Consider the following 26,282-nt stretch of genomic DNA (forward strand, 5'->3'; position numbering starts at 1 on the left):
GTTGTCTTTGTTTAACTTTGCCTGGCAAAGATTAGTTGTGTGGCGGAAAAAAAGATCGGCACGAAGTGGACTCGGCTTGTGGCCGATATCAGCGCAACTTGTGGGATAAATCGCTAATCGGTTTTCTTCAGGCAAAAAAAAGCCCCGCCAAACTGACGGGGTTGAGGTACGAGCGTGTGGCGCTCGAAAACGTGAAGCACAAGTGGCCCTCCGTTGCCGGAGGGCCGCTTGGGATTACAGCAGGATGGTACGGATGTCCGCCAGCAGGCTGCCCAGACGCTGGGTGAAGCGTGCGGCAGCGGCGCCGTTGATCACACGGTGATCGTAGGACAACGACAGTGGCAGCATCAGTTTCGGCTGGAAGGCTTTGCCGTCCCAGACTGGCTGGATGGTTGCCTTCGAAACACCGAGGATCGCCACTTCCGGCGCGTTGACGATCGGCGTGAAGCCGGTGCCGCCAATGTGGCCGAGGCTGGAAATGGTGAAGCAGGCGCCTTGCATGTCGTCAGCGGTGAGCTTCTTGTCGCGGGCTTTGGCGGCCAGCGCAGCGGCTTCGGCTGCCAGTTGCAACAGGCTCTTCTGGTCGACGTTCTTGATGACCGGTACCAACAGGCCATCCGGAGTGTCGACGGCGAAGCCGATGTTGACGTACTTCTTGCGAATGATCGCTTTGCCGCTTGGCGCCAGCGAACTGTTGAAGTCCGGCAGTTCCTTGAGCATGTGCGCGCACGACTTGAGCAGCAGCGGCAGGATGGTCAGCTTGACGCCAGCCTTCTCTGCAACGGCTTTCTGCGCCACGCGGAACGCTTCCAGCTCGGTGATATCAGCCGAATCGAACTGAGTCACGTGCGGGATGTTCAGCCAGCTGCGGTGCAGGCTCGACGCGCCGATTTGCATCAGGCGAGTCATCGGCACTTCTTCGATTTCGCCGAAACGGCTGAAGTCGACGACCGGAATCGGCGGGATGCCCGCGCCACCGGTTGCGCCAGCAGCAGCGGCCGGTGCGTCCTTGGCCTTCTGCATCATCGCTTTGACGTAGGTCTGCACGTCTTCTTTCAGAATACGACCGTGCGGGCCGCTGGCGCCGACAGCATTGAGCTCGACGCCGAACTCGCGAGCCAGTTGACGCACGGCTGGACCGGCGTGAACTTTGGCGCCCGGTTTCGCTGGCGTAGCAGCCGGTGCGGCGGCTGGAGCGGCAGCAGGTGCAGCGGCAGCCGGAGCAGCAGCGGCAGGAGCACTTGGTGCAGCGGCGGCAGCTGGCGCCGGGGCAGTAGCAGGCGCCGCGCCTTTGACTTTCAGCTTCAGAATCAGGTCGCCGGTACCGACTTCGTCATCCAGCTTGATGGAAACACTTTCCACCACGCCAGCGGCAGGCGATGGAATTTCCATGCTCGCCTTGTCGGATTCCAGAGTGATCAGCGACTGATCGGCTTCAACGCTGTCGCCAGCCTTGACCAACACTTCGATGATCTTGGCTTTGCCAGCCGAGCCGATGTCCGGAACGTGAATGTCCTGAACGCTGTCGGCAACCGGAGCTGCTGGCGCGGCTGCCGGAGCAGGCGCAGCGGCAGCGGCCGGAGCAGCAGCCTGAGCCGGAGCGGCCGCAGCAGGGGCCGCAGCACCCGCCACTTCCAGATCCAGAATCAGGTCGCCGGTGCCAACTTCGTCGTTGAGCTTGACGCTGATGGCCTTGACCACGCCAGCGGCAGGCGACGGAATTTCCATGCTCGCCTTGTCGGACTCCAGAGTGATCAACGACTGATCAGCCTCGACGGTGTCGCCGACCTTGACCTGGATCTCGATGATCTGTGCCTTGCCCGACGAACCGATGTCCGGCACGTGCACTTGCTGAACCGAAGCGGCAGCAGGGGCAGCGGCAGGCGCGGCAGCAGCAGGAGCGGCAGCCGGTTTTTCTTCAGCCTTCGCAGCCGGCGCAGCGGCAGGAGCAGGGGCCGCTTCAGCGGCGCCCTCGACTTCCAGCTCAAGCAGTTCGTCGCCTTCTTTCAGGCGGTCGCCCAGCTTCACTTTCAGGCTTTTGATGACGCCGGCTTTCGGGGCCGGCACTTCCATGCTGGCCTTGTCCGATTCCAGGGTCAGGATGCTCTGGTCGGCTTCGATACGGTCGCCGACCTTCACAAACAGTTCAATTACTTCACCTTCACCGCTGCCGATGTCAGGTACGCGAATGAGTTCGCTCACAAAATGTCTCCTCAGCAGTCCAGTGGGTTGCGTTTTTCCGGGTCGATGCCGAACTTGACGATAGCCTCAGCCACCACCTTAGGTTCGATATCACCACGGTCAGCCAGTGCTTCCAGGGCTGCCAACACCACGAAATGACGGTCAACTTCGAAGAAATGACGCAGTTTCTTGCGGCTGTCGCTGCGGCCGAAACCGTCGGTGCCGAGGACTTTGAATTCCTTCGAGGGTACCCACTGGCGGATCTGCTCGGCGAACAGTTTCATGTAGTCGGTAGAGGCGATGACCGGACCTTTACGGCCGTTCAGGCACTCTTCGACGTAGCTCAGCTTAGGCTTCTGGCCTGGCTTAAGACGGTTGCTGCGCTCTACAGCGAGGCCGTCGCGACGCAGTTCGTTGAAGCTGGTAACGCTCCACACGTCAGCGCCAACGTTGAACTCTTCACGCAGAATCTTCGCCGCTTCACGGACTTCACGCAGGATGGTGCCGGAGCCCATCAGCTGTACGTGGTGCGCCGCATCACGGGTGTCTTCTTCAAGCAGGTACATGCCTTTCTTGATGCCTTCTTCGGCACCGGCCGGCATGGCTGGCTGCTGGTACGACTCGTTCATCACGGTGATGTAGTAGAAGATGTCCTGTTGCTCTTCGGTCATCTTCTTCATGCCGTCCTGAATGATCACCGCCAGCTCGTAGCCGTAGGTTGGATCGTAGGTGCGGCAGTTCGGGATGGTCGCGGCCAGCAGGTGGCTGTGACCGTCTTCGTGTTGCAGACCTTCACCGTTCAGGGTGGTACGGCCGGCGGTGCCGCCGATCAGGAAGCCACGGGTACGGCTGTCGCCTGCAGCCCAGGCCAGGTCGCCGATACGCTGGAAGCCGAACATCGAGTAGAAGATGTAGAACGGCAGCATCGGCTGGTTGTGGCTGGAGTACGAAGTACCGGCGGCGATGAAGGAACTCATGGCGCCTGCTTCGTTGATGCCTTCTTCAAGGATCTGACCTTTCTGGTCTTCCTTGTAGAACATCACCTGGTCTTTATCGACTGGCTCGTAGAGCTGGCCGACGGACGAGTAGATGCCGAGCTGACGGAACATGCCTTCCATACCGAAGGTACGGGCTTCGTCCGGGATGATCGGAACGATGCGCGGGCCGATTTCCTTGTCCTTGACCAGTTGCGCGAGGATTCGCACGAAGGCCATGGTGGTGGAAATTTCACGGTCGCCGGAGCCATCAAGGATTGCCTTGAGGGTGTCCAGATCCGGCGTCGGCACGCTGAAGCTTTGTGCGCGGCGCTGAGGCACGAAACCGCCCAGTGCAGTGCGACGCTCGCTGAGGTAGCGGGCTTCGGCGCTGTTTGGCTCTGGCTTGAAGAACGGCAGGTTCTCCAGCTCTTCGTCCTTGACCGGGATGTCGAAACGATCGCGGAACAACTTCAGGCTGTCGACGTCGACTTTCTTGGTGTTGTGCGCAGTGTTTTTCGCTTCGCCGGCACCGGTGCCATAACCTTTGATGGTCTTGGCGAGGATGACGGTTGGTTGTTCTTTGTGGTTGACCGCTTCGTGGTACGCCGCATAGACCTTGTACGGGTCGTGGCCGCCACGGTTGAGTTTCCAGATCTCGTCGTCGGACAGATCAGCAACCATCGCCTTCAGTTCAGGCGTGTTGAAGAAGTGCTCGCGAACGAACGCGCCGTCTTTGGCTTTGTAGTTCTGGTACTCGCCGTCGATGACTTCGTCCATGCGACGTTGCAGGATGCCGTCGACGTCTTTGGCCAGCAGTGGGTCCCAGAAACGGCCCCAGATGACTTTGGTCACGTTCCACTGAGCACCGCGGAACACGCCTTCGAGTTCCTGGATGATCTTGCCGTTGCCGCGAACCGGGCCGTCGAGGCGCTGCAGGTTGCAGTTGATGACGAAGATCAGGTTGTCCAGCTTCTCGCGGCCGGCCAGGGAGATCGCGCCCAGGGATTCCGGCTCGTCGCACTCGCCGTCGCCCAGGAAGCACCAGACTTTCTGTTTGCCCGGCTGGATGAAACCGCGGTGTTCCAGGTACTTCATGAAGCGAGCCTGGTAGATCGCTTGAATCGGACCCAGACCCATCGATACGGTCGGGAACTGCCAGAAGTCAGGCATCAGCCAAGGGTGCGGGTAGGACGACAGGCCCTGACCGTCGACTTCCTGGCGGAAGTTGTTCATCTGGTCTTCGGTGATGCGGCCTTCCATGAACGCACGGGCGTAAACGCCTGGCGAGGTGTGGCCCTGGAAGTAGATCAGGTCGCCGCCGTGTTCGTCGGTCGGGGCCTGGAAGAAGTAGTTGAAGCCGATGTCATACAGGGTCGCACTGGAAGCGAAGCTGGAGATGTGACCACCCAGGTCAGAATCTTTCAGGTTCGTACGCATTACCATGGCCATCGCGTTCCAGCGCACCAGCGAGCGAATGCGGCGTTCCATGAACAGGTCGCCAGGCATGCGTGCTTCGTGGGTTACCGGGATGGTGTTGCGGTAAGGCGTGGTGATGGCGTAAGGGAGCTGCGAACCGCTGCGGGTTGCCAGTTCACCCATACGGGTCATCAGATAGTGAGCACGGTCTTCGCCTTCTTTGTCGAGAACCGATTCCAGGGCGTCCAGCCATTCCTGGGTTTCGACGGGATCGAGGTCTTGCATGGCTTGCTCCAGGGCGGAAAGGCTTCCAGAATCGGTTGCCTGAGTTTGCGACTGGCCTTGTGGGCAGACGATTTAAAATTCTTGGATTGCCGTCAGGTTGTTCCGGCGGCGTGTAGTTTTACTACAAATCTTCCGGCATTTCAGCCTTTCGGATGTATAGACGAGTAGTAAAACTACAGATGAAAGGCTTGTGGCCTCCGACTGCGTTGTGAGAATAATCGTTAAGGTTGGTCGATTACCATCCGTAAAAGGTGAAACTTTGATGCTGGATGCTAAAGAAGAAGAAATTTCAGCTATTTCTAACTTTTGTTCGACAGTCCTTCGCGTAGCGGGTTTTCACCATTCACTACAAGCGGCCATTTACACGCCGATCAAGGATAGACCATGACCCTGCCCGTGCTTGCCGAACTGCCTGCCATTCTCCAGCCGTTGGTCACTCGATCGGAGCAGTCGTTCCGTACGGCCGTCGCCGAACTGGAAGACGATCACGGCTTCGCCAACTGGACACCAGAGCGCTGGGCGCAATTCGCCCGCGTCACCGCCGCCAGCGAGTTTGTCATTGAACAGAGCGTTCGTGACCCTTTGATGTTGTTGGCGCTGGTGCAGTCCGGCGAACTCGATCGACCCTTCGCTCCGGGCGAACTCTGTGCGCAGATTGCCGCGGCGGTAGAGGCAGCGCAAACCGAAGACGAACTCGGTCGTGCTCTGCGCCGCCAGCGTGCCCGCCATCAAGTGCGGATCATCTGGCGTGACCTCAACCGTCAGGCCGATCTGGTGCAGACCTGCCGCGATCTCTCGGACATGGCCGACGCCACCATCGATCAGGCTTATCAATGGTTGTACAGCCGCCATTGCGAACAATTCGGCACGCCAACCGGCCGCCGCAGCGGTCTGCCACAGCCCATGGTCATCCTCGGCATGGGCAAGCTCGGCGCGGTCGAGTTGAACCTGTCTTCCGACATCGATCTGATCTTCGCCTACCCCGAAGGTGGCGAAACGGTGGGCGTGAAGCGCTCGCTGGATAATCAGGAATTTTTCATTCGTCTCGGCCAGCGCCTGATCAAGGCGCTGGATCCGATGACCGTCGACGGTTTCGTGTTCCGCGTCGACATGCGTCTGCGTCCGTACGGTTCGTCCGGCGCGCTGGTGCTGAGCTTCAATGCGCTGGAGCAGTATTACCAGGATCAGGGCCGCGACTGGGAACGCTACGCGATGATCAAGGCGCGGGTGGTGGCCGGCGATCAGGTCGCCGGCGCGCAGTTGCTCGACATGCTTCGGCCATTTGTTTATCGGCGTTATCTGGACTTTTCGGCGATCGAAGCGCTGCGCACCATGAAGCAGCTGATTCAGCAGGAAGTCCGGCGCAAAGGCATGGCCGACAATATCAAGCTCGGCTCCGGCGGGATTCGTGAGGTCGAGTTCATTGCTCAGGCCTTCCAGTTGATCCACGGTGGCCGCGACTTGAGCCTGCAGCAGCGTCCTCTATTAAAGGTGTTGAGCACGCTGGAGGGGCAGGGTTATCTGCCGCCAACGGTGATCAGCGAATTGCGCGAAGGCTACGAATTCCTCCGTTACACCGAACACGCGATACAGGCGATAGCCGACCGTCAAACGCAGATGCTGCCGGACGGCGCGCAGGATCAGGCGCGCATTGCCTTTATGCTCGGGTTTGCCGATTGGGAGGCTTTCCACGAAAAACTGATGTTCTGGCGTGGCCGCGTCGCTTGGCACTTTGCTCAGGTGATCGCTGATCCCGACGAGGAAGAAGGCGCTGAAAGTGAAGTGGTGGTCGGCGGTGAATGGCTGCCGCTGTGGGAAGAAGAGCAAGACGAAGAAGCGGCTTGCCGTCAGTTACAAGAAGGCGGTTTTGCCGATGCCAGCAAAGCCCTGAAGGCGCTGGCCGGTTTGCGCGGCAGCCCGCAGTTGCGCGCGATGCAGCGTTTGGGGCGCGAGCGTCTCGATGCGTTTATTCCGCGTCTGTTGGCGCAAGCCGTCGAACATGCCAATCCGGATCTGGTGCTTGAACGCGTGTTGCCGCTGGTGGAAGCAGTCGCGCGGCGTTCGGCTTATCTGGTCTTGCTCACGGAAAACCCCGGTGCGCTGCGCCGCTTGCTGACGTTGTGCGCGGCGAGTCCGTGGATCGCTGAGCAGATCACTCGTTTTCCGCTACTGATGGATGAATTGCTAAACGAAGGGCGTTTGTTCAAACCGCCGTTGGCGCCGGAATTGGCTGCGGAGTTGCGCGAGCGTCTGACGCGAATCCCCGAAGACGACCTCGAACAACAAATGGAAGCCCTGCGCCATTTCAAACTGGCGCACCGCTTGCGCGTCGCCGCCTCGGAAATCGCCGGCAGCCTGCCGTTGATGAAAGTCAGCGATTATTTGACCTGGCTGGCCGAAGCGATCCTGGAACAAGTGCTGGCCCTCGCCTGGCGCCAGACCGTGGCCAAACACGGCACGCCGCTGCGCACCGACGGTACTTTGTGCGATCCCGGCTTCATCATTGTCGGTTACGGCAAAGTCGGCGGGCTGGAACTGGGGCATGGTTCCGATCTGGATCTGGTGTTTATCCACGACGGCGATCCGCAAGCGGAAACCGACGGGGCCAAGCCTATCGATGGCGCGCAGTTCTTTACCCGACTGGGCCAGCGGATCATTCACTTGCTGACGGCGCAGACCAACTCGGGCCAGTTGTATGAAGTGGACATGCGTCTGCGGCCCTCCGGTGCGTCCGGGCTGTTGGTGAGTTCGCTCGGCGCGTTTGCCCGCTATCAGGAAAATGAAGCCTGGACCTGGGAGCATCAGGCTCTGGTGCGAGCGCGGGTGCTGGTCGGCAGTCAGGATGTCGGGCAGGCGTTCGAGAAAGTCCGCGCCCAGGTGTTGGGCAAATCCCGCGATCTGGCGAAGTTGCAACAGGAAGTAAGCGAGATGCGCGCGAAGATGCGCGACAACCTCGGCACCAAGAGCACCGCGGCCGGTACGGCGGCAAATGCCTTCGACGCCACGGCGCCCTTTGACCTCAAGCAGGACGCCGGAGGTATCGTCGATATTGAATTTATGGTGCAATACGCGGCCCTGGCGTGGTCGCACAGCCACCCGCCATTGTTGCGCTGGACCGATAACATCCGCATCACGGAAGAGCTGGAACACGAAGGGCTGATGCCTGCCGAAGACGCCAGCCTGTTGCGTGAGGCCTACAAAGCCTACCGCTCGGCCGCTCACCGGCAGGCCCTGCAGAAGGATGCCGGAGTGATCGCGGGAGACCAGTTCGTCGAAGAACGGCGGCAGGTCTTGCGGATCTGGAAAGAGATGGGGCTAAGCTGAAACACAAACGCAAGGCTGATGAGATTCAAAAGGTGGGAGCGAGCCTGCTCGCGAATGCGCAGTGTCAGTCAACATCAATGTTGAATGTGTCGGCCCCTTCGCGAGCAGGCTCGCTCCCACAGTGATCTGCGGTGAAACGTAGATGTGTGAACAGACGCAAAACCATGTGGGAGCGAGCCTGCTCGCGATAGCGGAGTGACAGTCGACAGTCATGTTGAAGGTAATGACCCATCGCAAGCAGCGACGCTCCCTCAGTGATTCTCGAGACGGGGAGGCGTAAATGCCTCCCCGGTTCGTTTTTGGAAACCACATGAATATTCTGATCGTTGGGCCCAGCTGGGTCGGTGACATGGTGATGGCGCAGACACTCTTTCAGTGTCTCAAGCAGCGCCACCCGCAATGCGAAATCGACGTGCTGGCCCCCGAGTGGAGCCGGCCGATCCTTGAGCGTATGCCCGAAGTGCGCAAGGCCTTGAGCTTCCCGCTCGGCCACGGCGCGCTGGAATTGGCGACGCGTCGGCGCATCGGCAAATCCCTGCGCGGTCAGTACGATCAGGCGATCCTGCTGCCCAACTCGCTGAAATCGGCGCTGGTGCCGTTCTTCGCCGGCATCCCGAAACGCACCGGGTGGCGTGGCGAATTCCGTTACGGCTTGCTCAACGACGTGCGCACCCTCGACAAAGAACGCTATCCGCTGATGATCGAGCGTTTCATGGCCCTGGCCTATGAAGCGAACGCCGACCTGCCAAAACCGTACCCGCGCCCGAGTCTGCAGATCGACCCGGTGACCCGCGAAGCCGCGCTGGCCAAGTTTGGCCTGAGCCTCGACCGCCCGGTGTTGGCCCTATGCCCCGGCGCCGAGTTCGGCGAATCCAAGCGCTGGCCGTCCGAGCACTACGCCAAAGTCGCCGAGGCGCGGATCCGCGAAGGCTGGCAGGTCTGGCTGTTCGGTTCGAAAAATGATCACGCGGTGGGCGAAGACATTCGCGCACGCTTGATCCCGGGCCTGCGTGAAGAATCGGTCAACCTCAGCGGCGGTACCTCGCTGGCCGAGGCTATCGACTTGATGTCCTGCGCCGACTCGGTGGTCTCTAACGACTCTGGCCTGATGCACGTTGCCGCTGCGCTGAACCGTCCATTGGTCGCCGTTTACGGTTCCACTTCACCGGGTTTCACGCCGCCATTGGCCGAACACGTCGAAGTGGTCCGTTTGGGCCTCGATTGCAGCCCGTGCTTCGACCGTACTTGCCGCTTCGGCCATTACAACTGCCTGCGCCAGCTGATGCCGGACGCGGTCAACGATGCTTTGCAGAAACTGCAGGGCGCTGTGGTCGAGGTCCATTAAGTTGCGGGTACTGCTGATCAAGACTTCATCGCTGGGCGACGTGATCCATGCGTTGCCGGCGCTGACCGACGCCGCCCGGGCGATCCCCGGGATCAAATTCGACTGGGTCGTGGAAGAAGGCTTCGCCGAGATTCCGACCTGGCACCCGGCCGTTGGCAAGGTGATTCCGGTGGCGATCCGCCGCTGGCGCAAAAACATCTGGAAAACCATCACCAGCGGCGAATGGAAACGCTTCAAGCAAAGCGTGCGCGCGAATAAATACGACTTGGTGATCGACGCCCAAGGCCTGCTGAAAAGTGCCTGGCTGACCCGTTACGTTAAAGCGCCAGTGGCAGGACTCGACAACGGTTCGGCCCGGGAGCCGATGGCCGCGCGTTTTTACGATCGCAAACTGGCCGTGGCCCGTGGTCAACACGCCGTCGAACGTGTGCGGCAGTTGTTCGCCATCGCCCTCGGTTACGACCTGCCAAAAGGTCTCGGCGACTACGGCCTCAACGTCGAGCGTCTGGTCGAGCTGCCGCGCAAAAACGCCTTCGTGGTGTTCCTGCACGGCACTACCTGGGACACCAAACACTGGCCGGAAGCCTACTGGCGCGAGCTGACCGAACGTGTCGGTTACCTCGGCGTTGGGGTAAAACTGCCGTGGGGCAACCCGCAGGAAAAGGCCCGTGCAGAACGTATTGCCGCCGGTTTCAAGCACGCCGAAGTGCTGCCGAAACTCAATCTGGCCGGTGTCGGCAAAGTCCTCGCCGGGGCCCAAGCCTGCGTGGCGGTAGACACCGGTCTCGGCCACTTGGCCGCTGCGCTGGATGTGCCGACCATCTCGCTGTTCGGCCCGACTAACCCGGGCCTGACCGGCGCCTACGGCAAATTGCAGATTCACCTGGCCAGCGACTTCCCGTGCGCGCCGTGCCTGCAAAAGAAATGTACCTATCAACCGACCGCGCAGGATGCCCGTCAGTTTGACCTGAAGCGTGAACAGCCGCTGTGCTTCACGCGTCTGAACCCCGAGCGTGTCGCCAGCCGACTGAGCACGTTGTTAATGGCTGAGGAGCTGCGCTGATGCAATTGGCATTCGTCCTGTACAAATATTTCCCGTTCGGTGGTTTGCAGCGCGACTTCATGCGCATCGCCCTCGAATGCCAGAAACGTGGTCACCAGATACGCGTCTACACATTGATCTGGGAAGGCGACGTGCCGCCCGGTTTCGAAGTGCTGGTGGCGCCGGTCAAGGCGTTCTTCAATCATCGCCGCAACGAAAAGCTCAGCGCGTGGATGGAAGCGGATCTGGCCAAGCGCCCGGTCGATCGCCTGATTGGCTTCAACAAGATGCCGGGTCTGGACGTTTACTACGCTGCCGACGGTTGCTTCGAAGACAAGGCGCAAAACCTGCGCAATTCGCTGTACCGCCGCTGGGGCCGCTATCGCCACTTCGCCGACTACGAGCGCGCGGTGTTCGCCAAAGACGCGAAGACCGAAGTGCTGATGATTTCCGAAGTGCAGCAGCCGCTGTTCATCAAGCATTACGACACGCCGCTTGAGCGCTTCCACCTGCTGCCGCCGGGCATTGCTCAGGATCGTCGCCGTCCAGCGGATGCTGACGAAATTCGCGCCGGTTTCCGCGCCGAATTCAATCTGAAAGACGACGAGCTGCTGCTGGTGCAGATCGGCTCCGGCTTCAAAACCAAGGGCGTTGATCGCAGCCTGAAAGCGCTGGCGGCATTGCCCGCTGAGCTGAAGAAACGCACCCGGCTGTTTGTAATTGGCCAGGATGACCCCAAATTGTTCCAGATGCAGAGCGCGACTCTGGGTCTGGGCGATAACGTGACGTTTCTCAAGGGACGCAGCGATATCCCGCGTTTCCTGCTTGGCGCTGATCTGTTGATCCACCCGGCGTACAACGAAAACACCGGTACCGTGCTGCTTGAAGCGCTGGTCGCCGGTTTGCCGGTGCTGGTCAGCGCGGTTTGCGGTTACGCCCATTACATCGCCGAGGCCGACGCCGGGCGAGTGCTGGACGAACCGTTCGATCAAACGCAGCTGACGCAATACCTGACTGAAATGTTGCATGACGACGCTGCACGCGCGGCCTGGAGCCGCAATGGTCTGGCCTTCGCCGAGACGGCCGACCTCTACAGCATGCCGCAGCACGCGGCCGATGTGATTCTGGCGGAGCACGCTTAATGAAGTTGATGCTGGCTGAACCGTTCAAAAGCCTTTGGGCCGGACGCGATCCGTTCGCCGAAGTCGAAGGCTTGCAGGGCGAGGTATACCGCGAGCTGGAAGCACGCCGGACACTGCGCACGGAAGTCGACGGCAACGGATTTTTCGTGAAGATCCACCGTGGCATCGGCTGGGGCGAAATCTTCAAAAACCTGCTGACCGCCAAGCTGCCGGTACTCGGCGCGGGTCAGGAGTGGAAGGCTATCCAGCGTTTGCAGGAAGTCGGCGTGCCGACCATGACCGCCGTCGCCTATGGCGAGAAGGGCAGCAACCCGGCGGATCAGCACTCGTTCATCGTCACCGAAGAACTGGCGCCGACCATCAGCCTCGAAGACTTCAGCATCGACTGGGTCAAGCAGCCGCCAGAGCCACCGCTCAAGCGCGCGTTGATTGCCGAAGTCGCGCGCATGACCGGGATGATGCACCGCGCCGGCGTCAATCATCGCGACTGCTACATCTGCCACTTCCTGCTGCACACCGATAAACCGGTGACGCCGCACGATTTCAAACTCTCGGTGATCGATCTGCACCGTGCCCAGACCCGCGCGAGAATTACTCAGCGCTGGCGCAACAAGGATCTGGCCGCGCTGTACTTTTCCGCGCTGGACATCGGCCTGACCCGCCGCGACAAACTGCGTTTTCTCAAAGGCTACTTCCAGCAACCGCTGCGCCAGATCCTCGCGGAAGAAGCGCCGTTACTGAGCTGGCTCGAAGGCAAGGCCAACAAGCTCTATGCGCGTAAACAGCGCTATGGGGATGCGCTCTGATGGCGGGTTGGAACCTTGAAGCGGAATACACCGATCTCGCCGACGACTTTGGCAGCCTCGAAGCGGTGTTCGCCCTGCAGGGCGAAAGGCTGACCTGGGATCCGTTGTCCGAAGTCATCCGCGTGCAACGCAATGGCGTCAACTATTACGTCAAACGCTACGTCGGCGCCGGTAAAGGCTTGCGCCGTTACCTCGGCAAGCCACGGGTGAAGATGGAGTGGCAAAACCTCAAGCGCTTCGCCAAGTGGGGCATTCCCACGGCTGAGGTGGTGGCCTGGGGGCTGGAACGGCGCGGCGCGTCCTACGCTCGTGGCGCGATGATCACCCGTGAATTGCCCAATACCGAAGACCTGTCGGCGCTGGCCGAGCGCAACGATCCGAAACTCAAGGATCACGCCTGGGTTGATGGCGTCAGTCGGCAGTTGGCCGTTTATACGCGGACGATGCACGATCACCGCTTTACGCATAACGATCTGAAATGGCGCAACCTGCTGATCGATGATCAGGCGCAGCTGTTTTTGATCGACTGCCCGAACGGTGATTTCTGGCGCGGCTTCTGGCTCAAATACCGCATCACCAAGGATCTGGCCTGCCTCGACAAGGTCGCCAAATATCACCTGTCGAACACCCAGCGCCTGCGCTTTTACCTGCAATACCGTGGGCGTGATCGCCTGAATGCCGCTGACAAGAAGCGTATTCGCCACGTGGTGAGATTTTTCGAGGGACGTGAATGACTGATTTTCTGGCCGTCGAAGACCGTGCGCTGCTCGAGCGCAATGGCCTCGGCACTTTTGATGCCCTGTGGGCCAAGCAGCTCGAAGCGGTGGACGAACCGAACACCGACGGCGGCGGCTGGAGCAGTGTGTTCCGCCTTGAGCTGGAAGGCCACGCCTACTACCTCAAGCGCCAGAGCAATTACCTGACCCGTACCTTGCATGCGCCGTTCGGCGAGCCAAGCTTTGCCCGCGAATTTCGCAACATCAGCCGCTACAACACGCTGGGGATTCCGGCGCTGGAAGCGGCGTTCTTCGGGCAGCGCAAGGTCGACGGCGAAGTCCGCGCGATTCTGCTCACCCGCGCCCTCGATGGCTGGGACGATCTCGATTCGTTGCTGCAGCGTTGGTCCGAACTGACTGCCGTGCAGCAATCGGCGATCCTCAAGGCCTGCGGGCAACTGGCGCGACGCCTGCACGGCTTGCGCCAGGTGCACGGTTGTTTTTATCCCAAGCACATCTTTATGCAGGCCGATGGCGGTGGGTATCGGGCGCAGTTGATCGATCTCGAGAAAACCCGGCCGTTGCTGTTTGGCATGCGTGATCGGGTCAAGGACCTTGAGCCGCTGTTGCGCCGTGCGCCGATGTGGAGCACAGAGCAGTTGCGTGAGTTGCTCGCGGCCTACCTCGATCAACCGGCTGACAGCTCGCTGATCGACAGTTGGGTCACGCGTCTGACGGCCCGGCGCAGCCACAAGAGGGCTCGTTGATGCAGCTGTCCGACCTGAAAAACGCCGGGCGTACGCCGAGTCTGCCGCTGACGATTACCTTGGCAGATGCCGCAGGTCCGGCTGATTTGCAGTTGCTGAGCCTGCTGCGCGTGTTGCCTGGCCAGCGTTATGTCGGCGCCGGTGTCTGGCGCGGCCGGCCAGTGCTGGCGAAATTGCTGGTCGGGAGCAAGGCTGCGCGGCATTTTCAGCGTGAACTCAATGGCGTGAAACTGCTGGCATCGCAAGGCTTGACCACGCCGCTGCTGTTGGCCGATGGCTTGAAAGAAGGCGAGGGCGGCTGGCTGCTGTTCGAATTCCTCGAGGACGCCGAAAGCCTTGGCGATGCCTGGCATCAGGTAGAGTCTTTGCCAGCGCTGGCGGATGAGCAATCGGCGGTGCTGGCCGAAGCGCTCGGCGCGATCGCCCAACTTCACAGCAAAGGCCTGTGGCAGGAGGACTTGCACCTCGACAATCTCCTGCGCCACAACGGACAACTGTATTTGATCGACGGCGCCGGGATCTGCGCGGAAACCGCCGGTCAGCCGTTGTCACGGCAAAAAGTGCTGGAAAACCTCGGTGTATTTTTCGCCCAGTTACCAAAGTCGCTGGAGCCGTTTACCGAAGAATTGCTGGTGTATTACCTGCTGAGCAACGCCGAGCACGCGCTGCCGCTGGAAGCGTTGCAGAAGCAGATCGACAAGGTGCGCGCCTGGCGTCTGCGCGACTACCTGATCAAGGTCGGTCGTGAATGCACGCTGTTTGCGGTGCAGCGCGGTGCATTTGCCTTGCGCGCCATTCGTCGCGAGGAAGAAGTCGCGATGGTGCCCGTGCTGGAGCAGGCCGATGCGCTGCTCGATCAGGGCCACTTGTACAAGACCGGCGGCGCGGCGAGTGTCGGCAAGGTCAACGTGGCCGGGCGCACGCTGGTGATCAAGCGCTACAACATCAAGAATTTTGCGCATTGGCTCAAGCGTTTCTGGCGCCCGAGCCGCGCGTGGCATTCGTGGCGCGAAGGCAATCGCCTGGCGTTTCTCGGTATCGCCACGCCGAAACCGCTGGCAGTGCTGGAAAAACGCTTTCTGTGGCTGCGTCGACAGGCTTACCTGGTCACCGAGTTTCTGCCAGGGCCGGACATCATCGAGCGCTTTGCGCCCTATGTAGAGAGCGGTGACGCGCCGGAATCCGAGTTGTTGGCGCTGGATCAGTTGTTCGCGCGACTGATCGCCGAGCGCATCAGTCATGGCGATTTCAAGGGCCACAACCTGTTCTGGCAGGAAGATCGCTGGGCGCTGATCGATCTCGATTCGATGTGTCAGCATGCCTCCGTGGGCAGCTTCGCCCCGGCCTACGCCCGAGATCGTGCGCGGTTCATGCGTAACTGGCCGGAGAGCAGCGCGCTGTATCAAGTCATCGATCAGCGGTTGCCCAAAGACATTTCCAGCGCTGCCTGACTCCATCCGCCAGCACCGCCAATCCCTCCGGAAGAAACGGTGCACAAACCCCACTGACTTCTCCTACAGCTTCTACAGAAGCCATGAACTGTGCGGTGTGCAGCCGCGATGCTAGTTTGCCTGACGACTACGGAGGGCAACGCTTGAGTATCAAAAAGGCTGTGACACTGAGTGCTTTTTCATGGGTTTTATCAGGCTGCGGCAGCGCCCTGACCGTGCTGCAGGACGACGCCGACGTCGCCCGCGACATGCGCAAACAGAAAACCTACTGCCAATCCATTCCGCGGATCTACAGCGGTCTGGCGTTCGACTTCTGCGTATTGAACGCGCCGCCCGATCCCACCGGCGTGCTGGTGCCGTTCGTGTTGCTGGACCTGCCGCTGTCCGGGGTACTCGACACGGTTTCTCTGCCGTACACGATTTATCGGCAGATCGAAGATGGCAATCTCAATATTTACTGGCGTACAGGCGGCGGGTGATTGATTTGCCTCCAATAGCCGCGTACAGCGATGTCATCGTCTATGTCGATGAGAGCGGTGATCATGGGATGCAAACACTGGATTCCAAATATCCAGTCTTCGTGCTCGCGTTCTGTGCCTTCGATAAGAAGCATTACTGCGAGAAAGTCATTCCTGCCCTGCAGAAGTTCAAGTTCACTCATATGGGGCATGACCTGATTGGTCTGCATGAACTTGAAATCCGCAAAGAAAAGGGTGCGTTTTCAGGGCTTTTCATTTCCAGGGAGCACAAAAATGCTTTTCTTGATGAGCTGACGTGCATCATCGACACCAGCAACTTCGTTCTCATCAGTTGCGTCATCGACAAGGCTGCTCTGCGCGAAAAGCAAGGCCAATGTCACAACCCTTATTACCTCGCTCTCGGCTTTTGTCTGGAAACACTCTATGAGTTCTTGCAGGAAAAGAATCAGCAAGGCGCAATCACACATGTGATTTTCGAGCGCCGAGGGAGGCGAGAGGATGACGAGCTTGAGCTGGAGTTTCGCAGGATGTGCGGCGGTGCGAACCGATTGGGTATTCAATTGCCGTTTGAAATCGTATTCGCGACCAAACAAGTCAATTCCACGGGTTTGCAACTGGCGGATCTCGTGGCGAGACCCATTGGAATGAGTGTTTTGAGGTCCGGTCAGAAGAATCGTGCTTTCGACGTGCTCAAACGCAAGTTCTATTGCAGTGTAGGGCGGAGCAATGCCGGAGAGGGCTTCGAGAACTGGGGACTGAAATTTTTCCCGCCCTCAGAAAGCGAAAAGCCCCGGTGATCTCACCGAGGCATTAGCGCCGACCGGGATCCCCCAGTCCATTTGCGAGTGAGGATATGACGAGAGGTGCAGGGTGTCAACGCGCAGGCACGGCAGTTCGGCTAGAGGTTTGTCGGCGCTTTTACGCTATAATCCCGCCCTTTAGCTGTCTCTCGCCCGGTGCGGAGGCACTTCAATTTTCAAGGCGCACTGCGCCTGCATGCAGACTAAAGAGGCTAGACCCCTGTGGCATTGACGATTCTTGGCCTGTCCGGCGCCCTTAGCCATGATCCTTCAGCAGCCTTGTACATTGACGGCAAGCTGGTTGCGGCGGCTGAAGAAGAGCGCTTCGTACGCGATAAACATGCAAAGAACCGCATGCCTTACGAATCGGCAAAGTTCTGCCTTGAGCAGGCCGGTATCAAGCCGTCGGACGTTGACGTGGTGGCGATTCCATTCGCCCCGATCAGCCTGTTCGGCAAGGCCCGCTGGCACTACGCCAAGCGCTACTGGTACGCGCCGGATCGCGCCCTCGATGCGATTTTGATGGGCAACCGTCGTTACAAGCGCTATCGCAACAAGATCGTCTGGTGCCTCGAGCAACTGGGTTTTGATCCGAAAAAGATCAAGATCGAGCCGGTCGAGCACCACCTGGCTCACGCCTCCAGCGCCTACCACTGCTCCGGTTTCAAAGAAAAAACCGCGATCCTCGGCATCGACGGCAAGGGCGAGTACGCCACGACCTTCTTCGGTTACGGCGAAAACGGCAAGATCCACAAGATCAAGGAATTCTTCGATCCGGACTCCCTCGGTGGCCTGTACGGCGCGATCACCGAATTCCTCGGTTTCGAGATGCTCGACGGTGAGTTCAAGGTCATGGGCATGGCGCCGTACGGCGACGCCAGCAAATACGACTTTTCGCGTCTGGCCTCGTTCGAGAACGGCGAACTGGTGATCAACACCGACTACGCCAACGTCATCGGCCTGCGCCGCTACAAAGAGAAGGGCAAAGGCTTCTACTTCTCGCCGAAGCTGATCGAATGGCTGGGTCCGAAGCGCGAAGGCGACATCGCTGACGAGCCGTACATCCACTACGCCGCGAGCATGCAAGCGCTGTTCGAGAAACTGGCGTTGCAGATGATCGACCACTATCTGGGCGACGTGCTCAAGGAAACCGGCAAACTGGCATTCGCCGGCGGCTGTGCGTTGAACGTCAAACTGAACCAGAAAATCATCGCCCGCGATGACGTCAAGGAGCTGTTCGTCCAACCGGCGTCCGGCGATGCCGGCACCGCCGTCGGCGCGGCTGCTTACGTGTCGCATGCCCGTGGCGTCCCGGTCGAGAAGATGGAACACGTCTACCTCGGCCCGTCGTACAGCAACGAAGACGTCATCGCCGCCTGCGCGCGTCACGAGAACAAGCCGACCTGGCGCAAGCTCGACAACATGCCGGAGCAGATCGCCAAAATCATGGTCGATGGCAACCCGGTGGCCTGGTTCCAGGGCCGCATGGAATTCGGTCCGCGTGCCTTGGGTGGCCGCTCGATCATCGGTTGCCCGAGCATTGCCGGCGTCGCGGATCGTATCAACCACCAGATCAAGTTCCGCGAGCGCTGGAGGCCTTTCTGCCCGTCGATGCTCGACACCGTTGCGCCACAGATGATCAAGATCGATCATCCGGCACCGTTCATGACCTTCACCTTCGAAGTGTCTGACGAGTGGAAAACCCGCGTGCCGGAAGTCGTTCACGAGGACGGCACGTCCCGTGCCCAGGTGCTCAAGCGCGAATACAACCCGCGTTACTACGACATGATGAAAGCGCTGGAAGTGTTGACCGGTAACGGCGTTTCGCTGAACACCTCGCTCAACCGTCGTGGCGAACCGATGATCTGCTCGCCGACCGATGCGCTGAACATGTTCTTCGGTTCGGACCTTCAGTATCTGATCATGGAAGACATTCTGGTGGTCAAAGAGGGCGCAAACGCTTATGACTCGCTCGGCTGAACGCCATGTGCTGCAGTTCTGTCACGGCTATGACGGGCCGTTCCTCGACTGCGCACGGCAGTATGCCAGCCTGTTCGCGGGCACCGGTTATCGGGTGACCACGGTCTTTCTGACCGGGGCCGCCGATAGCGAGGTGGCCGCAGCGTGTGCTTCCGATGAAGTGTTGTTCATGGAGTACAGCTCAAAGGCCATTCGTGGCCTGAAGCTGGGCGCCATCAATGATCTGCGCAAGATCGCCGCTTCACGCAATTTCAGTTTCTGCATCGCCCATCGCTTCAAGCCGATCTACATCGCCTTGCTCGGCACTTCGCTGCCGGTGATTGGCGTGCACCACGCGTATGACGATTACAAGCGCGCCACCCGCAAGTTGTTTGCCGGTATTTTCCGCAAACGCCTGAGCCTGCTAGGCGTGTCCGACGCGGTGCGCGACGACATGCGTCGTTCCCTGCCCAAGTGGCCGCAGGAGCGGATTCAGACGCTGTACAACCGCATCGATGTGTCTGCGCTGCAATTCAGTCAGGTGTCCGCACGCGAAGCCCGCGAGACCTTGGGACTGGCGGCGGATGCGTGGATTGTCGGCAACGTCGGCCGCCTGCACCCGGATAAAGATCAGGCCACGCTTCTGCACGGTTTTGCTGCGGCGTTGCAGGGTTTGCCGAGCAACAGCCAGTTGGTGATTCTCGGCCAGGGCCGCCTGGAGCAGGATCTCAAGGAGCTGGCTCGCGAGCTGGGTATCGGCGACCGCGTGCTGTTTCTCGGTCAGGTGCCGGACGCACGCAATTATTTCCGTGCTTTTGATGTGTTTGCCCTGAGTTCCGATCACGAACCGTTCGGCATGGTGTTGCTGGAGGCCATGGCCGCTGGCGTGCCATTGCTGTCCTCAGCGTGTGGCGGGGCGAAGGAAGTGGTCGAAGGTGTCGGCATTCTGTTCCCGTTGGGAGATGCCGAACACTTGGCGCAAGGCCTGCAACATCTGGCCGGAATGGATGATCAACAGCGCCTTCAGTGCGCCGAGATGATGCTTGATCGTCTGCGTGAGCGTTTCTCCGACCGTGCGGTGCGTGACACCTTCTGGCGTCTGCCGCAAGTTATCGATCTGGCACCGAGGGGCTGATGCTCAACCGATTTCAAGGCTGGCGCGAACGTGGCTGGTCGCACGTTGACGCCTCCACCTATGCAACAGCCTGGCAGCGTTTTGGCGGCAGCGTCGCGACTCACCCGTTGGTGGTCGAACGTCTGGCGGCTCTCGCCGGCATCCCGGTGCGTTACCTGGCCTGGGAAGAACAAGGCGAAATCAAAGCGGCGATCCCGACCTGGGGGCGCGATTTGGCGTTGTCCAAGGACGTGCTCAAGCGCCACGGCAAAAAAGGCCTGTTCGACCTCGGCAACGCCGAGCTGATCCTGCCGGCCGCCGTCGATGCCCAGGCCCCGCTGCGCCACCGCGCGCGCTATCTGTCGGCGCTCAACGAAAGCCGTTTCAGCGGCATGAGGTTGCAGACCGAGCAGCTGGCCATGGCCCGCACTCCTGAAGAACTGTCGAAGAAGTTTCGCTACAACCAGCGCCGCGAACTGCGCTTGCTGGAAGAGGCGGGCGGTGTGGTGCGTCCGGTTGGCGAGTTTTCCAGCGCCGAACTGGCTGCTATCTATTGCGATCTGTTCCAGCGGCGCTGGGGTTTTCCGGCCACCGGCGCTGCCCGCATGGCCGAAGTGATTGAGCTGCTGCGCGAGCTGTTGATCGGCTCGGTGATCTTTCTCAACGATGCGCCGATTGCGATCCAGCTGGTGTACCGCGTCGAAGCCCTCGAGTGGATCAGCGTCGAATATATCAATGGCGGCGTCGACCCCGAAACCCGCGAATTCAGCCCGGGCAGCGTGTTGAGCTTCCTCAATACGCAAAGCGCCTGGGAGCACGCGCGGGCACTGGATAAGCCACTGCGCTTTTCCTTCGGTCGCGCCGACCGTGAATACAAGGATCGCTGGTGCAATCCTGTGCCGGTGTTCACCGTATGAGTCAGCCCATGAGCCGCAAACAGCAACTGCTCAAGCGCCACCGGCGCAACAAACGCGTCGGTCTGTTGATTGCGCTGATCGTGTTGATCGCGATTGGCGTACTGGTCGCCTGGTGGTTGCCGCTTGTGCTTGCGGTGATTGGCTGGATCGCCCACGAAGCGTGGTTCGCCGATCACCTGTTCTATTCGCCGAAAGACGATTACCAGTACAGCTTCCCACCCTTCACGCCACAGCCAAAAGTGCATCTGCACGGCGAACAATTGCATCTGGATGAAGGCGTGATGCTGGTGGATGACGCCACGCTGATTCTCGCCGTGCAGGTCAGAAGCTCCTGGCTGGGGCGATTCTTCGATCCACGCATTGAACTGGCGGGCGGTACGAACCCTGACGCGCAAACTTTCGAGCGCGGCGTCAATGGCCTGCGTTATCTGAACCTCAGCGGTCAGGCCCAGGCCTTGTCGCAAGGTGTGCTGCGTTTGCGCGGGCGTTTCTGCCGCGTCTCCGGGGAGCCAGTGTTGTGGGCGCCGGAGCAAGCGGATTATCGCCGCTCGCGGGTCATGGTGATTGCCCCGCACGCCGATGACGCGGAACTGGCCGCCTACGGTCTGTACAGCCAGGCCGACGAAGCCTGGGTCGTCACCCTTACTGCCGGCGAAATCGAAGCCGAACATTATCAGCAGATGGGCCTGAACAAGGTTGAAGCCGCGCGACTCAAGGGCCGACTGCGCGCCTGGGACAGCCTCGCTGTGCCGCGTTGGGCCGGGGTGCCGGCGCAAAACTGTGTGCAGTTGGGCTATTTCTGTCTGCAACTGCAAGCGATGCAGGCAGCGCCGAATCAACCCATTGCTTCGCGTGAAGCCGATTTGAGCGATACCCGGCTGTTCCGCCAGTTGAATCCGTTCACCTTGCCGAGTGACATCGACGGCGCGCCGACCTGGAACAACCTGCTGGCCGACCTGCGTGAAGTGCTGCTGCGCGCACGTCCGGATGTGATCGTACTGCCGCACCCGACGCTTGATCCGCATCCCGACCATCTCTGCAGCCAGCAAGCGGTGTTGCAGGTGCTGAGCAGCCTCGACTGGCAACCGACCCTGCTCGGCTACGCCAACCATTTGCACGACAACGATCGCTGGCCGATGGGCAATGCCGGTGAAGGCATCGCGCTGCCGCCGGCGTTTGATGCGGCCGTACCGATGCAGCCACTGTGTCTGCCGCTGTCTCTTGAACAGCAACGCGACAAAGCCATGGCGCTGGGCATGATGCACGACTTGCAGCCACCGGCGCCGTTCAAGCGCCGTTTGCGCCGCTTGATTCAGCGCTTGCTGGCCGGTCGCGCGCCGTCGGTGTATGGCGAAAACGAATTTTTTCGAAAAGCGGTCAGGCGCCAGGAATTGCTTTGGCTGCTGAAGCCGGGCGAGTCAGGCGCGAACCGGGGAGAGCTATGAGTCAACGCTCGAAGGTGCTGCAGCTGCAGCCTGACTACAACGTCAAAGCCCATGATTTCGCCGACCTTGCCGAGCAGATCGTCAAGGCGTTGCCGTCGGATCGCTATGAGCTGACCGCTGCATTTCTGCGCGGCAAACCCGCGCCCGGTGAGCCGGTGAGTCGTGCCGACCGCTCGGTGTATTTCGAGTTTTCCGACAAGTCGCTCAAGGGCATGCGCCTGCGCGCGATGTGGCAGCTGTACAAGTTCTGCCGCCGGGAAAAGTTTGACGTGGTGATCTGCAACCGCTTCAAACCGGTGAACATGATGCTCACGCTCAACCGCTGGTTGAAGGTGCCACTGTGCATTGGCATCTCCCACGGTTTTGGTGAGTACGATCGCTTTTACCGACGTCGTCAGACTCAGCGCCTGATTGATCGGCACTGGCGTTTTGTCGGTGTCTCGCCAGCGGTGAAACAGTACTTGCTGGACTGCGACTGCGGTTTCACCGACCAGAACACTTACGCCATCACCAACGCCATCGACATCGAACAAGCCGAAGGCTTGCAGCACAGCCGTGAAAAGGCGCGGGAGTTACTGGGTATCGATCCGGATGTGCGCCTGATCGGCGCGTTGGGACGATTGGTGTCGGTCAAGGGCCACACCTATCTGTTGCAAGCCTTTGCCGCACTGAAAGACAAATACCCGAAAACGCAATTGGCAATCATCGGCGCCGGTCGCCTGCAAGCGCCGCTGGCTGCCGAGATTGAGCAGCTGGGCCTGAGCGGTCGCGCGCACCTGCTGGGTTTCAAGGAAAATGCTCTGCAATACGTGCGTGCCTTTGATATCTGGACCATGCCGTCGCTGGCCGAAGGTCTTGGCCTGGCGCTGTTGGAAGGCATGAGCGGGCACCTGCCGGTCATCGCCTCGAACGTGCCGGCCATGTTGCCACTGATCGAGGGCGCTGGCGGCTTGGCAATCACGCCGAAGGATGTGCCGAGCCTCGTTGCCGCGCTGGATCAGTATCTCGCGCTGTCCGATGACGAACTCAAAGCCAAGGGCGCACAGGCCTATCGCTATCTGCAGGAACAACATGACATCGAGGTGTTCCGTCAGGAATACCTTGATCTGATCGACGATGGCCTGGAACAGGCGCGCAAGGAACAGCCATGAGCCAAGAAAGAGCCGTGAGCGAAGACGCAGTCTCGAACGAAGCAAACGCGCTCGTCACCGTCATCATCGCCTCGTACAACCACGGCCCGTACATCGAGGAGAGCATCCTCAGCGTCCTCAACCAGACGTACAAAAACATCGAACTGCTGGTCATCGATGACGGCTCGCAGGATGACAGCGTCGAGCGCATCAAGATTTTGCAGGCGCAGCATGGCTTCGATTTCCGTGTCCAGGAGAATCAGGGCCTGACCAATACGCTCAACGGCGCCATCGCTCGCGCCAAGGGCAGCCTGATCGTGCCATTCGGCTCAGACGACGTCATGTACCTGGACCGCATTGCGACCCAGGTGGCTTACATGGCCGGCAAGCCTGAAGTCGGAATCTGTGCAGGCAACATCGAGTTGATGGACGCTGACGGCAAGCTTTACCCGGAAAAGCGCCAGCGCCGCGACGTGCCGTTCCGGCGTCTCGATTTCGATGACATGTTTCTCGAGCGCAAGCCCTATCCGCCGGCGCCGACCCTGATGATTCGTCGCGAAGCACTCGACAAGGTCGGCGGGTTCGATCCGTCGATTCGCCTCGAAGACCTGTACATCGAGTTGAAGGTGACGCGTGCCGGTTACTTTATTGATGGCTTGAACGCAGTGATGGCGCGCTATCGCAAACACGCCACCAACTCGTACAAGAATCATCGTTTCATGATCGAAAGTATCCTGAACACGTACGCCTTGTTCAGCGACCATCCGTTGTACAACGAAGTCCGCTACAAGTTTCTCAGTTCGATGTTCCTCAAGGCGTCCAACCGCGACCGCAAGTTGGCGCGCGAACTGCTGGCACAGATCCCGTTCAAGGCGTGGAACAAGAAAACCTGGCGCGGCGTCGGCCGTCTGCTTTTCCTGCCGCTGGAAAAGGACTGAAACCAAGCAGGTCGTTCGCGTTTAGCGGACGACCTGCTTGCTGCGAGTGCGCAACGGCTTGGGTGTCAATGCACTCGAGCTTGGGCCTGGGCATTGCTCGCGAGCACTTGCTGCTGCAGCTTGTCGACGGCGGACTTCGATGCGGTCACCGCATAACCCTGCAACAGCGCGTCAAAGTGCTCCTCGAACAGCCAGCGCTTGTCGACGGTGTAGCGTTGCATGTGGCGCAAGTTGCGCTGGCGCAGGGCAATGCGCAGCGGCGAAGGATAGACGCGCAGATCGGCCAGATCGATCAGACCGAACTCGCCATCTTCAAGTACCAGCACGTTACCCAGATGCAGCGAGCGGAAATACACCCCCTGCTCATGCAGTTGCGCCATGAATTTGCCAAATCGTTCCACCAGCGCCTGGCGCACCGCCGGCGCGGTGATGCCTTGCAACACCTGGCGCAAGGTGTGACCCGGTAGCGGGGCGTAATGCACCGCGCTGCTGCCATCGTCCAGCCGATACAGCGCCAGCACTTGTGGCGTGGGGATGCCCGCCTGGCGCACTTGTTCGCTGTTGACCGCGAAACGCTCGGAATAAGGGTTGAAACTGCCCGAGGTGTACCAGCGACGACGGCGGAACAGCTTAAGGAAGCTGCCATCGGCCAATCGCAGGACTTTCGGGCCAAGGCCATCTTCTTCGATCACTTGGGCGGCGCTGCTCATTTGCGCGAATCCGGTAGTCGAGAGCGGCTGCATCGGCATTGTCAGCAGACGTCGTGCACGCTGGTTGACGCTCAGGGCAGCGATCAGTGCCAGCGGAATCCACAACAGGAACCAGTGTTCTTTGGGGCGGGAAATGATACCGCCGCCTTCGGTCAGGCCGGCGCCCAAGCCGAAGACCAGCCAGGTCGACGCCACGATCAGCAGCGGTTGCACGCGCTGGCGCCAACTGCTCAGCAGTGCCCAGGCGTGAAAGAACAGCCATGGCAGCAAGCCGATGATGCCGACGTAATACAGCACGCCAAGGATAAAACTGTGGGGCTCCTGGAAGCTGTAACCGACGCCCGGATCTATCGACAGGCTGGCGTTGTAACCGTGACCCAGCCAAGGGTGTTCGGCGATCTTTTGCAAGGCCAGCTTCCAGATCTCCAGGCGATACGAGTCACCGCGTTCGATGATCAATTGCGCGAACACCGTGATGACTGCGGCGCCGCTCAGTACCAGAGCGAGCAGAAGACCGAGCGAGCGCCGGTTCCAGCAGATGAAGCACAGCCACAGGGCTACCATGGTGAGCGCGACCAGCGGCGTTCTTGAACCGGTGCCGATCACGGCAATGAACATGATGGCCATCGCCGGCACGCTCAGCCACATCATCTGGCGACGCTTGCAGATCATGGTCACGCTCAGCCAGTAGGCACAGAAAAAACCGAACAGGTGCGAGCTCAGCAAAGGATTGTCGAAGGCCCCCCCACCGATCAGGCGCAGGCCCGGTTCATAGGTGCGGGCAAAAGTGAACAGATAGACGATCGTGGCAATCAGCGCGACGATACCCGCGGCGAACAGCAAGGGTTGCAGAATGTCGTTGCGATAACGCACCAGCAGGTAAGTGCCAGCAAACAGCATTACCGTGTGCAGCGGCGGCTTGAACATGCCGTCGAGCGATTCTTCGGGAGGGCCCCAGATCAGACTCAGCAATGCCCAGCCGACAAACGCCAGCAGTGCGACGAAGATCGGTTCGCGCACCAGCTCTTTCAGTTCACGCGGACGCAGGCACAGGGCAATCAGCGTCGGGATGCTGAACAAGCCATAAAACAGCTTGTGCAGAAGGCTGCGACCCGGCAGAAAAAACATCGCGCACAAGAGCAAAAAATAGCCAATGGGAAGCATCCACAGGCAGATGAAATCGAAAACTCGATTGGACGTATTGCTGAAGCCACGAAGTTGCATGCTGAGAGATTCAATCCTGAAGTTGGTCGGCCATTCCGTGATGGCTATTTGATACTGAAAAACATGCCTAACAATAACAGCCTTTCGCCGATTGCCAGAACCCCGGAGAAGCTG

The 26,282-nt window shown here is 60.0% G+C and carries 19 protein-coding genes; 16 read left to right on the forward strand and 3 right to left on the reverse strand.

The features are described from left to right. Nucleotides 1-234: 234 nt before the first annotated feature. Together aceF and aceE are read right to left on the reverse strand one after the other, a co-directional pair. Complete coding sequence (aceF, locus tag ACQ4OE_RS01870; RefSeq protein ID WP_430945454.1) at nucleotides 235-2,202, reverse strand: dihydrolipoyllysine-residue acetyltransferase; 1,968 nt, start codon at nucleotides 2,200-2,202, stop codon at nucleotides 235-237. An 11-nt stretch (nucleotides 2,203-2,213) separates the two neighbouring features. After that, nucleotides 2,214-4,859 carry a pyruvate dehydrogenase (acetyl-transferring), homodimeric type gene (aceE, locus tag ACQ4OE_RS01875; RefSeq protein ID WP_007915682.1) on the reverse strand — a complete coding sequence of 882 codons (2,646 nt, stop codon included), beginning with the start codon at nucleotides 4,857-4,859 and terminating at the stop codon, nucleotides 2,214-2,216. A 384-nt stretch (nucleotides 4,860-5,243) separates the two neighbouring features. Between aceE and glnE the strand changes: the two genes are divergently transcribed. The 16 genes from glnE to ACQ4OE_RS01955 all read left to right on the forward strand — a co-directional run bounded on the left by glnE (nucleotide 5,244) and on the right by ACQ4OE_RS01955 (nucleotide 24,234). Continuing rightward, complete coding sequence (gene glnE / locus ACQ4OE_RS01880; RefSeq protein ID WP_430945455.1) at nucleotides 5,244-8,183, forward strand: bifunctional [glutamate--ammonia ligase]-adenylyl-L-tyrosine phosphorylase/[glutamate--ammonia-ligase] adenylyltransferase; 2,940 nt, start codon at nucleotides 5,244-5,246, stop codon at nucleotides 8,181-8,183. Nucleotides 8,184-8,493: 310 nt separating this feature from the next. Then, nucleotides 8,494-9,528 (forward strand): lipopolysaccharide heptosyltransferase II, encoded by a 1,035-nt coding sequence (waaF, locus tag ACQ4OE_RS01885; RefSeq protein ID WP_430945456.1) that lies wholly within the window; start codon nucleotides 8,494-8,496, stop codon nucleotides 9,526-9,528. Nucleotide 9,529: 1 nt separating this feature from the next. Further along, on the forward strand, nucleotides 9,530-10,591 hold the full coding sequence (gene waaC, locus ACQ4OE_RS01890) for a lipopolysaccharide heptosyltransferase I (protein WP_430945457.1): 1,062 nt from the start codon (nucleotides 9,530-9,532) through the stop codon (nucleotides 10,589-10,591). After that, a complete protein-coding gene (locus ACQ4OE_RS01895; protein ID WP_430945458.1) occupies nucleotides 10,591-11,712 on the forward strand; it encodes a glycosyltransferase family 4 protein in 1,122 nt (373 codons plus the stop codon). Before waaC ends, ACQ4OE_RS01895 begins: the two co-directional genes overlap by 1 nt. Then, nucleotides 11,712-12,518: a lipopolysaccharide core heptose(I) kinase RfaP gene (gene rfaP / locus ACQ4OE_RS01900; protein ID WP_430945459.1), complete on the forward strand. Its 807-nt coding sequence runs from the start codon at nucleotides 11,712-11,714 to the stop codon at nucleotides 12,516-12,518. The genes ACQ4OE_RS01895 and rfaP overlap by 1 nt, the downstream gene beginning before the upstream one ends. Continuing rightward, a complete protein-coding gene (locus tag ACQ4OE_RS01905) occupies nucleotides 12,518-13,252 on the forward strand; it encodes a lipopolysaccharide kinase InaA family protein (RefSeq protein ID WP_430945460.1) in 735 nt (244 codons plus the stop codon). Before rfaP ends, ACQ4OE_RS01905 begins: the two co-directional genes overlap by 1 nt. Then, nucleotides 13,249-14,001, forward strand: coding sequence for a lipopolysaccharide kinase InaA family protein (locus ACQ4OE_RS01910; RefSeq protein WP_430945461.1), 753 nt, complete (start codon nucleotides 13,249-13,251; stop codon nucleotides 13,999-14,001). The genes ACQ4OE_RS01905 and ACQ4OE_RS01910 overlap by 4 nt, the downstream gene beginning before the upstream one ends. Continuing rightward, nucleotides 14,001-15,452, forward strand: a complete 1,452-nt coding sequence (locus tag ACQ4OE_RS01915; protein ID WP_430945462.1) for a lipopolysaccharide kinase InaA family protein — start codon at nucleotides 14,001-14,003, stop codon at nucleotides 15,450-15,452. Before ACQ4OE_RS01910 ends, ACQ4OE_RS01915 begins: the two co-directional genes overlap by 1 nt. A 143-nt stretch (nucleotides 15,453-15,595) precedes the next feature. Continuing rightward, nucleotides 15,596-15,931 carry a YceK/YidQ family lipoprotein gene (locus tag ACQ4OE_RS01920; protein WP_430945463.1) on the forward strand — a complete coding sequence of 112 codons (336 nt, stop codon included), beginning with the start codon at nucleotides 15,596-15,598 and terminating at the stop codon, nucleotides 15,929-15,931. Continuing rightward, nucleotides 15,928-16,728 carry a DUF3800 domain-containing protein gene (locus ACQ4OE_RS01925; protein ID WP_430945464.1) on the forward strand — a complete coding sequence of 267 codons (801 nt, stop codon included), beginning with the start codon at nucleotides 15,928-15,930 and terminating at the stop codon, nucleotides 16,726-16,728. The genes ACQ4OE_RS01920 and ACQ4OE_RS01925 overlap by 4 nt, the downstream gene beginning before the upstream one ends. 225 nt (nucleotides 16,729-16,953) lie before the next feature. Next, nucleotides 16,954-18,711 (forward strand): carbamoyltransferase family protein, encoded by a 1,758-nt coding sequence (locus ACQ4OE_RS01930; RefSeq protein ID WP_122593857.1) that lies wholly within the window; start codon nucleotides 16,954-16,956, stop codon nucleotides 18,709-18,711. After that, on the forward strand, nucleotides 18,695-19,825 hold the full coding sequence (locus tag ACQ4OE_RS01935; RefSeq protein WP_430945465.1) for a glycosyltransferase: 1,131 nt from the start codon (nucleotides 18,695-18,697) through the stop codon (nucleotides 19,823-19,825). The genes ACQ4OE_RS01930 and ACQ4OE_RS01935 overlap by 17 nt, the downstream gene beginning before the upstream one ends. Beyond that, entirely contained in the window at nucleotides 19,825-20,721 is an 897-nt protein-coding gene (locus ACQ4OE_RS01940; protein ID WP_430945466.1) for an antimicrobial resistance protein Mig-14, read from the forward strand. Before ACQ4OE_RS01935 ends, ACQ4OE_RS01940 begins: the two co-directional genes overlap by 1 nt. A gap of 8 nt (nucleotides 20,722-20,729) precedes the next feature. Next, the gene (locus tag ACQ4OE_RS01945) at nucleotides 20,730-22,166 is read left to right on the forward strand and encodes a PIG-L family deacetylase (RefSeq protein WP_430945467.1); all 1,437 of its coding nucleotides are present in this window, start codon (nucleotides 20,730-20,732) and stop codon (nucleotides 22,164-22,166) included. Continuing rightward, nucleotides 22,163-23,317: a glycosyltransferase family 4 protein gene (locus ACQ4OE_RS01950; RefSeq protein WP_430945468.1), complete on the forward strand. Its 1,155-nt coding sequence runs from the start codon at nucleotides 22,163-22,165 to the stop codon at nucleotides 23,315-23,317. Before ACQ4OE_RS01945 ends, ACQ4OE_RS01950 begins: the two co-directional genes overlap by 4 nt. Next, a complete protein-coding gene (locus tag ACQ4OE_RS01955) occupies nucleotides 23,314-24,234 on the forward strand; it encodes a glycosyltransferase (protein WP_430945469.1) in 921 nt (306 codons plus the stop codon). Before ACQ4OE_RS01950 ends, ACQ4OE_RS01955 begins: the two co-directional genes overlap by 4 nt. Nucleotides 24,235-24,299: 65 nt before the next feature. Here ACQ4OE_RS01955 and ACQ4OE_RS01960 read toward each other — a convergent pair whose 3' ends face one another. After that, nucleotides 24,300-26,168, reverse strand: a complete 1,869-nt coding sequence (locus ACQ4OE_RS01960) for an O-antigen ligase family protein (protein ID WP_430945470.1) — start codon at nucleotides 26,166-26,168, stop codon at nucleotides 24,300-24,302. Nucleotides 26,169-26,282: the final 114 nt, after the last annotated feature.

This window comes from Pseudomonas sp. WC2 (genome assembly GCF_050586545.1).
GTDB lineage: Bacteria > Pseudomonadota > Gammaproteobacteria > Pseudomonadales > Pseudomonadaceae > Aquipseudomonas.